This window comes from Bacillus sp. JJ1503 (assembly GCF_036965125.1).
Taxonomy (GTDB): domain Bacteria; phylum Bacillota; class Bacilli; order Bacillales; family Cytobacillaceae; genus Cytobacillus.
The window spans coordinates 1-13,208 of sequence record NZ_JBALOZ010000160.1 but is presented as its reverse complement, the minus strand read 5'-3'; the positions used below and the strand labels follow the sequence as shown (position 1 = coordinate 13,208).

Below are 13,208 nucleotides of genomic sequence, written 5' to 3'. Positions count from 1 at the left end.
GTGGTCTAAAAATTAATACGATTGCCATTAACAGCATATTGACAGCTAAAGAAAGTGAAGGAACGTAATACGCCATAAATGATCCGGATAAGCCTACTAATATGGCAGCTAAAATAGAGCCCGGAAAGCTACCCATCCCTCCAATAACAACAACAATGAAAGCTAAAATAGCAAACTCGAGGCCCATCTCTGCGTAGATGACACCCGAATAAGGACCAAGCATAACTCCTCCAAGAGCTGCCATTCCCGCACCAACCATAAAAACAAACATAAACACTCTCTTAATGNNTCTTTATCCATGACGCCAGCCCTTACGATCAATCCAATTTTTGTGTTTTTCAAAATATATTGAACAATTCCGAACACGAGCAAGCCAATGGCGATAATAAATACTCGATATTTTATAATGATGACGTTTCCAATCTCCCAGCTTCCAGCTAAATACGGGGGTGGTGCAGCAGATAATTGATTAGGTCCCCACACAACCTTTAATAACTCGGACAAGACTAGCATGAGACCAAGAGTAATTAAAATTTGCTGAATATGATTTCCGTAGACCGGTTTGATAATCCATCTTTCAGTAAGTAATCCGAGAATCAGTCCTGTAACAATAGCTCCTGCAATCGCAATGAAGAAACTGCCTGTTGTCGCATATAGCCAAGTCCCGCTATAGGCTCCCCATGCAAAAAGCCCGCCATGAGCAAAGTTTAATACATCCATGAGACCAAAAATTAACGTTAAACCAGCGGCAAGCAGAAATATAAGCATTCCAGTCGCTAATCCGTTTAATGTCAGAGTGATTAAAACATCCACATCTTTTCCTCCTTTCTTTACGCAATTCCTAAATACTTTCTCCGCATGTCTGCATCTTCTTTTAACTGGGCCATATGTCCTTCGCTCACTGTCCGGCCATCGTCAATAATGTAGAATTGATCGCCAATTGTACTGGCCATTATAAAATTTTGTTCAACGAGGACAATGGTTGTCTGCTCCTTCATTTGCAGAATGGTTTCCATCACCTTTTCCACTACAATTGGTGCCAGACCCTTGCTTGGCTCGTCTATTAAAAGCAAATCATTATCATTAATATAGGCTCTCGCAATAGACAGCATTTGTTTTTGCCCACCACTTAAAAGCCCTCCCTGCTTCTTCCAAAATGTCTTTAAATCAGGGAATAAGCCTAATATCCATTCAAGCCTTGCCTTCGTTTCATCATCTTCATTTTTCATTGCTACCTTCATATTTTCCTCAACCGTCAATCCAGCAAAAATCCCTTGATCCTCAGGGACGTACCCAATCCCTTTCTGTGCCACACTGTATGTTGGCAAGCCTTCGATTCCTTCCCCTTTGTAAAAAATCGTCCCTTTTGAGGGAGGATTCAGCCCCATAATGGTTCTTAGGGTTGTCGTTTTTCCTGCACCATTTCTCCCAAGCAGTACTGTTACTTCTCCTTTTCGCGCTTCAAATGAAACTCCCTGCAAAATATGATATTGTCCAATATGCGTCTCAATGTCATTAAGCTTTAATTGAACTGTCATCGTACAGACCCCCTAAATACGCGGACTGAACAGTCTCGTTTTTCATGATTTCCTCTGGAGTTCCGTCTGCTAGTAATCTCCCATTGAATAGAACCATGACAGTGTCAGATAAATCCAGAATCATATCCATTTTGTGTTCAATTAAGATGATTGTTCGATCCTTCCCTTGCTTTATTTTTTTAATAACCTCCAAGATAGCAGGAACCTCTTCAACGGACATTCCAGCTGTCGGCTCGTCAAGGAGAAGAACCTCTGTATTCAAGGCTAATAGCATGGCAATTTCCAGCTTTCTTTTTTCCCCATGGGCTAAGTTTTTAGCTAAAATCTCTTTTTTATTTTGGAGAAGAACGAGCTCTAGCCATTCTTCTGCCTTTTCCTCAAAAACTTTATATTTCCGATAATGAGCAAGCATTTGAAGGCGTGTTCCCGCTTGGGACTGTACTGCCAGCCTGACATTCTCCAGAACAGTTAAATTAGGAAAAACATTTGTAATTTGAAAGGACCTTCCAATTCCTAGACGTGTTCTTTCTGTCGTTGACATTTTAGTAATCTCTTTTTCTCTGAAGAAAATCTGCCCCTCCGTTGGCATTAGCTGTCCGCTTAATAGATTAAAGAAAGTTGTTTTACCAGCTCCATTGGGGCCAATAATAGACTTAAAGTGGTTTTCAGGAACTGCTATACTTACACGGTCCACAGCCGTATGGCCGCCAAATGTAATGGATAAATCCTTTGTCTCTATAATTGGTTTCACTCTCATTCACCACCTGGCTTTTTAATTAGTTATAGAAACAATGAACCTCGGTATAACACCGAAGTTCATTGTTTCTGTGGGAAATCTCCCGTCATTCTTAGTTTCTGATTGGCGGTTCTGTTTCTTCAGGGCTTAGTTCGCGAATTAACACTGGAACCGGATAAGGGACTCCATCCTTCTTCTCCAGCCTAATAGCATATAGCGTTTGTAGTGCTTGATGATCTTCTGGACGGAAAGTCATCTTTCCTTTCGGCGTTTCAAAGCTCATTCCTTCCATTGCTGCAATTAATGTATCGGCATCTGCTTTTCCTTCTGTTTTCTTCAATGCCTCGACAATGGCGATAGCTGCGGTCATTCCACCTGGAGTAAATAAGTCAGGGACTTCACCGTTAAAGCGTTTTTTATGTTCTTCTACTAGCCATTTGTTAATATCATTCGTTGGCAAATCATGATAGTATACGGTAAATCCTTCCATGCCAATCAGCGGCTCCATTGTAGATAAAGCAGGAATATCTGGCGCCCCTGTCGAAATCTTTATTCCTTTTTCCTGAACCTTCATATCAGCGATTTGATTCCATGGGGAGTTTGCACCTGCCCAGACAACAAATAAATAATCTGGTTTAGCATCAATGATTTTTTGAATATTTGACGTGAAATCTGTAGCAGCGGGATCGGCATACTCTTCATGAACAATCTCCGCTCCAAGCTTAATTGCTGCTTCCTTAAAAGCTTCTACCCCATCCCGTCCGAACGAATAATCTGGTGCGAGAGTTGCAATTTTAACACCATCTCCTGCAATCGCTGCTGCTCCTGCCACCGCATCTTGGGAGGAGTTACGAGCTGTCCGGAAAATATATTTATTAAATTCAGATCCAGTAATCGTGTCTGCCACTGCTGGTTCAACAACCATTATCTTTTCATATTCTTCCGCAAGCGGGAGGACAGCAAGTGTATCTCCTGAGCTCGAAGACCCTACTAAGAAATCCACTCCATTTTCTTCAAGAAGCTTCGTTGCCTTTTGAACGGCTACTTCAGGTTTTGTTTCCGTATCTTCTATGAATACTTCAATCTTTCTTCCTGCTACCTCTCTCGTGCCATTCGTTGCGTAATCAAGACCTAGTTCGAATCCTTGTAAAGTTTGCTTCCCATAGGATTCAAGGCCTCCTGTCTGTGAAGCGAGCACACCGATCTTGATTGGCTCACTGTTTTTCGTTTCTTCAGGCTCGCTTGTGTTATTATTATTTGTGATTGTGTTTGTGTTCGTGTTTTCTTTTCCAGTGTTTCCAGTCTTCTCTGTTCCGCTGCAGGCGCTAGTGAATAGCATCACTAGGATCAGCATGCAAATAAAGCCCATTTTACGCGACATTGCTGTCATCTTCCTTCCCCCTTCTACTTTTCAAAATAAAAACCTAGCATTGAAACCATCATAAACTCAGGTGGTTACAAATGAGTTACAGAAATAGAAAAGCAGAGAGTTCCTTATTCAGAATCCAATGCACGGGTTTATGGAAGTGAGGAGTATAAACCCTAACATAAAAGTTTTCAATGTAAGGGTTTTGGAGAAATCTAGACTTAAGCCCTAACATTGAATTGTCCAATGTAAGGGTTTCGGAGAGACCGGTGACGAAAACCTAGTATAGAATTGTCTATTGAATGTATTCAGGACTAGCATATGCTCTAGGCGCCAGAGCTAGACATCTGAAGAACGGAAGCGATTGAGTACAGAAAAAGGCAGCCTTTATGGCTGCCTAACTGAGTTTAGTGTGTTACCTGATTCTAGAATCATTTCATACATATGACGTGTTGGATCAAGCGGGGGAACGCCAAGCTCCTCCTCCAATATTTCACAGCATTTTTGGTACCATTTAAGTGCGAAGGGGCGGTTGTTTTTCCTGTAATAGCAATACATCGTCAGTCGATAGGCTTCCTCCCATGTGCGGTCCTTCTCTAGTATTTTACTGCACCAATGTATAGCTTTGTCATACTCCTCACTTCTCACATAAAGCTGAGCTAGCTTTTCCGCTGCCCTAATAAAAAAGACGGATAATCTTTCTTTCTCATTCAGGCACCAATCATCAAATCTGCGCTCTGGCAAATAGTCTCCTCTGTATATCTTAAGTCCCTTTTCTAAATAACTCATAGCCATTTCTGTTTTCTTTTCTTCCAAACCAGCTGTCACCCAATGTTCAAAAACCAGGCTATCGACTTCAAGAACGGCATGAGGATTTAACCCGTATGCTGCTCCTTCCCTCATGATAAAAAAGGGTGTTCTTCTTGCTTTCCGGTTCGGTTCAAGGACGTTATTAAGAGCATTTAATGCCACTTTGAAATCTCGTGCCGCGCTTTTTTCATCCTGATCCGTCCATAGAAGCTGATAAATTTGCTCCTTTGGAATCAATTTATGAGGATGGGTAATAAATAATTGCAGTAATTCTTTAGCCTTTCCCCTCTGCCAATCCTTCTCTTCCACCTCTTTTTCACCTAGCCATATTTGAAACCTTCCAAGAGTACTGACTTTAAGTGTATAGCCAGGGTGAAAGTCAACCTTTGATAAATTCATCTCCTGCAGCAGCCTTGCTACCAATTGCGGCATGACTTTTTGTCTCTGTGCCTCAATAAGAATAGGAGCAAACATTTGCAAATCCCTTGGACCAAACATAGTCCTTTTATTAAAAATAAACTCATATTCTCCTGTTTGCACTTCTTTTAATAAAATGGGCAGCAGTTCCAAAAGGGATGGAAGTTCATTTTGGCTAAAGGAGATATACGTTTGCCAGTAAAGGCAGAGCATGCTTCCATATTGATCTCCGCACTCGTTAAAATGGCTGGATGCCTTTTGAATATATTTAGATCCATAAGAATAATGCTTGCTGTAAACAGCTGATATACCCATCGCAAGCTGAATAAGAGCCGATAACCAAATATCCTTTACATTTTCCGTTTCGACAAGGGCGGCATCACCTGCTGCTATTGCTCTTTCGAATTCCCCTTTGCTCCCATATAGTAAGCAAAGCCCCATAAGAGGCTCTGCCTTGCCTCTCTCGATTCGCAGCCGGGTCATTATTTCAAGTGCTGTTTCATAGCACTTCTCTGCTAAGCTTAGGTCATAATCATTAACAATTTGAATGGCATGACCCATTCTCATCCAGCCACACGCCTCCACGTAAGGGGCTTTTATGCTTATTCCATGCTGAATCCCTTCCTGTGCAAGTGACTTCGCTTGATTTCCGTTTCCGGTAAGTCCCTCAATTAGAGAAAGAAGAATATCTGTTTCCCGATGAGATTGCGGCAAGGGCGTTTTTTCTGAGCCTTCTCTCTTTTTATCATTCAATAATATATTCCTAGATTTACTGAATCTTCCAGTTCGCAAATATAATCTCGCCTCAAGGCTGTTATTAAAATGAGGTCCCTTCAGATTGCCGGCTCTTTTGATCCATTTTTCTGCTTTCATATACTGACCGGAGTTTAACAAGTTTTCTGCAAGAAGGTGATAGAGTTTGGCCGTTTCATCCTTGGACTGAATATCATATTTTTCTCTTATTTCAATTGCCTGAAAAAGAATTCTTTCGGCTTTATGCGGCTGAATCGTGTCTAGATAGATTTTTGCCTGTCCTTCAAGTGCTCGGCTTTTTTCGAGCAAATTATTTTTTTCTTCAGCCATTTGCGCAGCTTTGATATAACATGCCTCTGCCTCGTTGTATTTGGAACAATACCGCAAAACCTCCCCTTGCAAAAACCAAAGGGGATAAAATTTGTCTTTTTCCGTATCTGAAATAAACATGAGCCGGTCATAGAGATTTTCAAGCTTCCCGTTCTCTAGCATCCTAAAGCCAACTTCATTTAAGACTGAAGCAACGGCATCGCTATACTGGATTTTCTCATAATGCAGCAAGGCCTCCTCCCACTGTTTTTTTCGTTCAAAAAAACGGGCGGTTCTCTCATGCATAGACCGAAAAGTTTCTGGATCCTTTACCTTTAATTGATTCTCTAAAAACTCTTTAAATAATGCGTGATATTTAAATTGCTTTTCTCCGATACGATAAATAAACAAATTCCTTTCAATAATTTGATTAAGGATTGAGGATGAACCCGTTATGCCTAATACAGAGTCACAAATCTCTTCACTTAGTTCATCGAAAATACACGTCTGTTCTAAGAATTGCTGGATAATTGGCGGCTGTTTCGCAAAAACCTCCAAAGCCAAATATTGAAATAAATCTTGGAGAGATTGTGATGATTTTGAATGTAAGTTCGAAAAATCACCGTTTTCCGGAATTTGCTGTGCAATCATCCCAATGGCAATGACCCATCCCTCAGTTAACGCATAAATTTGTGCTAATTCCTCTTCGTTAACATTTATATCATAATAGTCATTTAGCAGAAGCTCTGCCTCATCCATTGTCATGATGAGATCGTCTTTCGTGATTTCCATTAACTGATTACATACCTTCATTTTCGTCAGCTGTTTCCACATGGGACGGCTTCTGCTGGAAATAATAAAATGAATATTCGAAGGAATGTGATCAAGCAATTTTTCCATCCACCGATTGATTGTATATGATTGTTCAATTTGATGAAAATCATCTAAAATGATAAATAGTTCTTTTTCGATAGATAGCAGTTCGTTAATAAATAGGGAACTAAGCATATTGATTTCTTCATCTCTAATATACCTGTCCATATCCTTCATCATGAAAGCGAGGTTCTTGCCGAACTCTGGAAAAGAAAATTGAATCGAGGAAATTAAATAGGACAGAAAAGGAAGAATATCATCATCAGCAGCGGAAATTGAATACCAGCTGCAGTCTTTTTTCTCATCGTTAACAAAAAGTGCCAGTGCCGTACTTTTCCCGTAGCCTGCTCCCGAATGAATAATGGTCAAAGGATAACGCGAAATTGATTTCATTTTTTTCGTTAAGGCTGCTCTTCTAATGGATTCTATTTTAACATCTGGAACGAGAAGCTTCGTTCTGATAATAGGCATAGATTTGAACAAATTACTTCCCTCGCTTCCAAAATTCTTAATTTTCCGATTACTTTTTCTAAAAAAATATTATTTATTTTAACTTCGCTATAGAGCAGACATTTTCCTTCAAAAAAAGGACTCGAGTTTTCGAGTCCAGCTAGAAAATATGAACTTGCAGTTTAAAAGGAAATATCCATTTCATCAATCGGCCAATATCTAAGGTTTACTTTTCCGACTACTTGATCAACAGATATTAATCCATAATGACGGCTATCCCAGCTTTTTGCACGGTTATCTCCTAGAACAAAAATCTTTCCTTCTGGGACCGTCTCAGTACCAGTAACTTCCATTAAAGTGAAATCTCCAGTCAGCATACTTCCAATTGCCTCTTTTCGAAACTTTTCGAGGTATGGTTCATATACTTTTTCTCCATTAATATAGAGCTCATCATTATGGTATTCAATCTTATCTCCCGGCAAACCAATAACCCTTTTCACAAAATCTTCTTCCTTGCTATGGTGAAAGACAATGACATCAAACCGGTGCAACTCACCAATCTGAGTTCCAATCTTGTTGACAATTAATTTATTGCCATTTTCAAGGGTCGGCATCATGGATTCGCCTTCAACTATATAATTAGAAAAGAAAAAGGTTCGTATAAAAGCAAAAATAATAATTCCGATAGCAAATGCCTTTATCCACTCAATTCCTTCCTTTTTTATTCCCTCATTCATCTTTTCTCCTCCCTTCCAGCCTTTACTCTTGATAATCCCTTTCCCTTTCCATCTTTAAATTCATTTTTATTTCAATTCTTTTTCCAACATACCAAAGGATAAAGATAATAACTCCTACAATCGCAGACCGAATCGGCTGTGTGACCAGTGATTTAATATCAGATCCAATAAAGCTGATCGTAAATATCATGACGAGCTTTCCTGTTAAGACCGCAAGCATATATTGAGCGATGCTAATTTTTGATAGACCTGCAACAATATTTACTACCGCTGAAGGCGTGAAAGGGAAGCATAAAAGAATAAATAATGGACCAAATCCATGTCTTTCCACCCAGGCCATAAGCTTTTGGACTTGCGAATGCCTTTTAAGCATCCTCAGCACCCGGCGCTGTCCATACTTCCGCACTAATATGAAAACTAACAACGCTCCTATTGTTGCCCCAATCCATGAAAATAGGAAGCCTAGCCATAAACCAAAAGCATTTGCATTCGCCATTACAAATAAAAATAACGGAAGAAATGGCAAGAAGGCTTCGAGCATGGGCAACAAAATACCTGGAAGCGGGCCAAAGGAACGATATTTATCTATTAATTCCATTATATGTTCAAGTGTAAACCAGTCTTTAAGCCATTCTAACTCCATTTAATGTCTCCTTGTTACTTTCGAGCTGTTGTTGTGTGTAATCGTATATATTTTTACCTCTTTCTATTTAATTGTACACCCATTTTTGGGAAAAAGAATGTTATTTTGCCAAAAATTCGTGAATTGCCTGCTTATTTCTTTCAAGATCTATTGCTAGAACAGATCCAGAACCGCTAACTCTTTGATTGCTGTAAGAACCATCTACAGGAATTCGTAAAGTCCCAATATCCTGAATGTCTTTTGAAATAAAATCCTTGCCTATATAAAGAATATCAGTTGTATCCATGTTTGTATTCACAAACGGTGTCATCACACCGACTAATTTTGGCAGCTTCGCAATTGTTTGAATGCTCTTTAATTGTGACCCGACTTCCTTAATTACCTTTTGCTGTCTTTCAACCCTGCCGAAGTCACCAACCGCATCATGGCGGAATCGGACATAGCCAAGTAAATGCTTGCCATCAAGCCGTTGTAATCCTGGTTGTAAATTTACTCCGATATAGGCTGACATTGCTTTCTCTACCTCAATTTCTACACCTTGTGGAAATGCTTCATCAATTAGATGAACGAAACCATTAAAGTCAACAATAGAGTAATATTTAATGTCTATATCAAAGTTTTCCTTAATCGTTTTTCTTAATAATTCCGGACCTCCAAAAGCCAAAGCAGCATTAATCTTGTGTTTTCCATACCCTGGAATATTTACATAACTATCTCTCATAATAGAAATGACTTTATATGTGCCTTTATCCGGATGGTATTGAGCAATCATAATGGTGTCTGCTCTAGATTTTTCATTTCCGCGTGCATCACTGCCAAGAAGAAGAATATTTGTGCCGCCATACTGATCCTTGTCTCCGTGAAATTCAAACTCCTTCGTTTCTATGTTTGCCTTCTTTAAGGATTGTGAAACCCCTTGTTTATATTGAAAATAGGAATAGCCAATAAGTCCGAAACATATTAGAAAAAGAATGAGGACAATTGATTTCCACTTCTTCTTTTTTTGTTTTTTCTGTTGGTATCGATCTGATCTCATTTTACTAGTCCTTCCTTTTAATTTAGGTTATTTACTTTCAAACATATAAGACTGCTTTCATAGTTAAAAAGTTTCTTATTTTAGGCTGGTATTTATTGTATTTCGTTATTCTTAAAAAATAAAAACCACAAACCTGCTTTAGGCTTGCGGCTTTGAATCTAGTATCCTATAAATAGTCTTTAAACCATCCGATAATATAGTTTAAACGGCTAATTCTTAAGTTCGGCTTGCCGCTTCTTGAAAGCTCATGATTAGCTTCCGGAAAGCGAATAAACTTTGTTGGTTTTTTACGATCCTTTAATGCAATAAATAATTGTTCAGCCTGTTCGATTGGGCATCTGAAATCCTTCTCGCTATGAAGAATTAGCAGCGGTGTTTCAATATTGTCGACATAGGCAAGCGGAGAATGCTTCCACAATGTTGTCACATCATGAAGACCGCTTTTGATTTGCCAATCAGTGAAATAATAGCCAATATCACTGACTCCGTAAAAGCTAATCCAGTTTGAAATTGAACGCTGGGTTACTGCTGCTTTAAAACGGTTTGTGTGCCCGACAATCCAGTTGGTCATAAATCCTCCGTAACTTCCGCCTGTGACCCCTAAACGATCACTGTCAATAAAATCAAAGGAAACTAACACATGATCGACCGCATCCATAATATCCTCATAATCTTTTCCGCCATAATCCCCTCTTACAGCGTCAACGAAAGTCTGTCCATAGCCATGGCTTCCGCGAGGATTGATAAATAAGACGGCAAATCCTTGTGCCGCAAGACTTTGAAATTCATGAAAATATGTATTGGCATACATCGCATGAGGTCCACCATGAATTTCGAGAATAAGCGGGTATTTCTCTCCTTCCTTAAAGTTCACCGGCTTCATCATCCAGCCATGTAAATTCCAGTTATCCGAAGATTGAAACTCGAATGGCTCTGCTTCTGCAAGGTCAATGCCATTAAGGAATTCTTCATTCACATTTGTCAGCTGCTCCAACTCACCTGTTGACACATTAAGGAAATGCAGATCTCCTGGCTTTGCTGGTCTACTAATAGCAACAACCGCCCGATCAATTTTCCCGCCGGTTGTAAGTCCGTATACATGCTGGCGATCCAAAAGAGCCGGATAAAGTTCTCCATCTATAGTTCCATAGTAAACAACTGTATTGCCATGGTCTGTTGCTAGGAAATAGAAGCTGTGATTATCCTCACCCCACAAAATTCCCGGGGTGACAGCACCCTGTTGGAAATCACCAATTGCATAATCGCCAACTAATAAGTCTGAATCAGCAGTCAGGCAATGAAGCTTCTCCATTTCTGTTTCGTAAATCCAAATCTTTGATAGCGTGGCATTTTTGAATTCTTTTTCGTGTCCAAACATACCAAGATACTTTCCGTTAGGTGACCATGTAACATGGCCGAAGCTTCCGGTTCCACTTGTGATTTTCTGGAGCTTCTTTGTTTCAATATCAATAAAAAAAACATCATTTATAAAGGATGTGTCCTTTTCCTCACTTAAATCTGCTGTGATAGCTAGTTTTTTTCCACAAGGAGACCAGCTATGAAGCTGAAAATCATTTTCTTCAGATGTAAGCAGCTCGATCTTTCCATTTTCCACTTCAACAAAAGCGATATGAGTATATTTTCCGTCCCAAAATCCTGAGGCATCTGATTTGTATTTCATTTTTTCAACTTCAAGCGGAACAGGGGGTTGGTCTTCCTTCTTTTCTTTCTTTTCAGCTGAAGTGACCGATTCATCTTTTTTGAGCGCTGCATTAAAGGCAATTCTAGTGCCATCAGGAGACCATACCGGATTCGATGCTCCATTTGGACATTTCGTTAGCTGGCGTGCCTCCCCTCCTTTAGCATCCATGACATAAATTTGTCCTTTTCCGCTCCGGTCCGAAACAAAAGCAATTTGCGTTCCATCCGGAGACCAGCGTGGGGAGGAATTTCTGTTTTCCCCAAATGTCCATTGAACAGGCTTATTCTTTTCTTTCGTGTTTATGTAAAACAAATTGGAGCAATATTTATTTTCCTTCTCAAGCATTTGTGTTTCTACAAATAAACAATCCTCCCCATTTGCTGCAAGCTGAGGATCTGATACAGATTTGAGCTTATACAGATCCTCTGGGGTAATCGTTCTTTTTTCCTTCATTCCTTTTCCCTCCTATTAGTTTAGGGTAAAGCACCGTATGCACTGGGCTCTGGAGCTAGCCATTTATATAGCTCCTTTTTATTTCGACACTAGAAATATTTTCCCTTCTTTTTTTATTTTGAAGATAAGATCGTTTTTTAAAATTTTTGGGAAATGCTGAGTATAGATATTCGACAAAGTAAGGCACTTGCAAATTATGATATTTAAATATAAAATAATTACAGAACACACGTTCCTATTCGTATAAATTTTATTTTTTGTATAACTAAGGGAGGCATGCATAATGACAAGAATTCCTGAGGAGGATCGAAATATTATTGAGCAGGCTATTTATTTGCCGATGGTACTAACGGTTTTAAATCGGGATCTTAACGTTATTAATAAGAGCCCTTTTAAGCTTAAACAGCCATATCTAAATTTAATTGAGGAGACCATGAAAGTTATTCAAAAGGAATTGAAAGAAGTAAAACAATATATGTATAAAAATAAACTGAAGGTTGAACAGCTGAAGCGGGATGAGGCGTTTACGATGTTCATGTTTCTATATAAGGGCTATGAAGAACAGCATAATTATTTTAATCCCCGTATTCGTAATAGAGTTCAGGAGTTATTAGAATTTTATTTATATCGGCGTCACCTTCACGAATTACAGAGTGAAAAAAAAGTGGGGTACTCATAGGGAATATCCCCTAAGATCACCCTCACTAATTATTTGTACTCCTTTTCTCCTGCACTATACTTGCCAGTATGCTCGGAAGCATTTAGATTTCTTCTTCCGCTAATGAAATACCAGTCCTTTCGCTCTAAATTTTCGATCCTTCTGCTAAGCGTAGTTTTCAACAAAGCCGTTCGTAGTATTTGATTATTAATGGAGTTGTAGGAAACCGGTAAAGTCAAAGTTCTTTTATTGTTAAATAAAATTTTTGTATTGGCTGCGTCTTCACGGCGGTGTAAAAGGACATGCTCTTGAGATATCCATATGCATTGAGAGTTAGTCGGAGATGTCGTTGGAAAAAAATAAATGGAGTTTGTGGAGTCTACTGTGATGGGTGCTTTGTGGGTAATTCCTGTAAGTTGTTTAGTCGCCTCTTTCCTGCCCTCATAACTGCTCCCGAAGGAAATACACCCTTTCTTTATTATATCAATAGGTTTAAATGGGGAAACATATTCATCCTCCAGCTCCCAAATTTGCGAGTAAACTTTGCTGCCATATGTTAAAGGCATAATAATCATTGTGTCTGGATTAATTTCATATTCTTCAATCAAAGGGGGAGTTATTATTTTTACCATTACCTCATCTCCTCAAAAGTTATATTCCATCAACCATACCAGATTATTACCAAATAAACTCACTTTCTTCAAAAAGTTCTTAAATTGTTCATAAT

Annotated in this window: 10 protein-coding genes and 1 pseudogene; 1 reads left to right on the top strand and 10 read right to left on the bottom strand. The window is 39.1% G+C overall.

Translation table 11 applies throughout. The features are described 5' to 3' along the window. From V7149_RS13205 to V7149_RS13165, 9 genes and pseudogenes are all read right to left on the bottom strand, one after another. Positions 1-813: pseudogene (locus tag V7149_RS13205) on the bottom strand (branched-chain amino acid ABC transporter permease); the annotation flags it as partial. Between the two features lie 17 nt (positions 814-830). Further along, entirely contained in the window at positions 831-1,538 is a 708-nt protein-coding gene (locus V7149_RS13200) for an ABC transporter ATP-binding protein (RefSeq protein ID WP_335346093.1), read from the bottom strand. After that, positions 1,516-2,289 (bottom strand): ABC transporter ATP-binding protein, encoded by a 774-nt coding sequence (locus V7149_RS13195; RefSeq protein WP_335346092.1) that lies wholly within the window; start codon positions 2,287-2,289, stop codon positions 1,516-1,518. The genes V7149_RS13200 and V7149_RS13195 overlap by 23 nt, the downstream gene beginning before the upstream one ends. A gap of 97 nt (positions 2,290-2,386) precedes the next feature. Continuing rightward, positions 2,387-3,655: a substrate-binding domain-containing protein gene (locus tag V7149_RS13190; RefSeq protein ID WP_438824114.1), complete on the bottom strand. Its 1,269-nt coding sequence runs from the start codon at positions 3,653-3,655 to the stop codon at positions 2,387-2,389. A gap of 372 nt (positions 3,656-4,027) precedes the next feature. Continuing rightward, entirely contained in the window at positions 4,028-7,285 is a 3,258-nt protein-coding gene (locus tag V7149_RS13185; RefSeq protein WP_335346090.1) for a BTAD domain-containing putative transcriptional regulator, read from the bottom strand. Between the two features lie 149 nt (positions 7,286-7,434). Beyond that, positions 7,435-7,989, bottom strand: coding sequence for a signal peptidase I (gene lepB / locus V7149_RS13180; RefSeq protein ID WP_335346089.1), 555 nt, complete (start codon positions 7,987-7,989; stop codon positions 7,435-7,437). Positions 7,990-8,011: 22 nt separating this feature from the next. Then, positions 8,012-8,632 (bottom strand): TVP38/TMEM64 family protein, encoded by a 621-nt coding sequence (locus V7149_RS13175; protein WP_335346088.1) that lies wholly within the window; start codon positions 8,630-8,632, stop codon positions 8,012-8,014. Positions 8,633-8,732: 100 nt separating this feature from the next. Further along, on the bottom strand, positions 8,733-9,668 hold the full coding sequence (locus tag V7149_RS13170) for an LCP family protein (protein WP_335346087.1): 936 nt from the start codon (positions 9,666-9,668) through the stop codon (positions 8,733-8,735). Between the two features lie 166 nt (positions 9,669-9,834). After that, the gene (locus V7149_RS13165) at positions 9,835-11,823 is read right to left on the bottom strand and encodes a S9 family peptidase (protein WP_335346086.1); all 1,989 of its coding nucleotides are present in this window, start codon (positions 11,821-11,823) and stop codon (positions 9,835-9,837) included. A 283-nt stretch (positions 11,824-12,106) separates the two neighbouring features. Between V7149_RS13165 and V7149_RS13160 the strand changes: the two genes are divergently transcribed. Continuing rightward, on the top strand, positions 12,107-12,502 hold the full coding sequence (locus tag V7149_RS13160; protein WP_335346085.1) for a hypothetical protein: 396 nt from the start codon (positions 12,107-12,109) through the stop codon (positions 12,500-12,502). A gap of 29 nt (positions 12,503-12,531) precedes the next feature. On the opposite strand, the gene V7149_RS13155 is transcribed toward V7149_RS13160, so the two are convergent. After that, on the bottom strand, positions 12,532-13,113 hold the full coding sequence (locus V7149_RS13155; RefSeq protein ID WP_335346084.1) for a competence protein ComK: 582 nt from the start codon (positions 13,111-13,113) through the stop codon (positions 12,532-12,534). Positions 13,114-13,208: the final 95 nt, after the last annotated feature.

Excerpts from the sequence above, each read along its gene's own strand:
- V7149_RS13200 (WP_335346093.1), bottom strand. The coding sequence starts at position 1,538 with ATGACAGTTCAATTAAAGCTTAATGACATTGAGACGCATATTGGACAA.
- V7149_RS13190 (WP_438824114.1), bottom strand. The coding sequence starts at position 3,655 with ATGTCGCGTAAAATGGGCTTTATTTGCATGCTGATCCTAGTGATGCTA.
- lepB (WP_335346089.1), bottom strand. The coding sequence starts at position 7,989 with ATGAATGAGGGAATAAAAAAGGAAGGAATTGAGTGGATAAAGGCATTT.
- V7149_RS13175 (WP_335346088.1), bottom strand. The coding sequence starts at position 8,632 with ATGGAGTTAGAATGGCTTAAAGACTGGTTTACACTTGAACATATAATG.
- V7149_RS13170 (WP_335346087.1), bottom strand. The coding sequence starts at position 9,668 with ATGAGATCAGATCGATACCAACAGAAAAAACAAAAAAAGAAGAAGTGG.
- V7149_RS13165 (WP_335346086.1), bottom strand. The coding sequence starts at position 11,823 with ATGAAGGAAAAAAGAACGATTACCCCAGAGGATCTGTATAAGCTCAAA.
- V7149_RS13160 (WP_335346085.1), top strand. The coding sequence starts at position 12,107 with ATGACAAGAATTCCTGAGGAGGATCGAAATATTATTGAGCAGGCTATT.
- V7149_RS13155 (WP_335346084.1), bottom strand. The coding sequence starts at position 13,113 with ATGGTAAAAATAATAACTCCCCCTTTGATTGAAGAATATGAAATTAAT.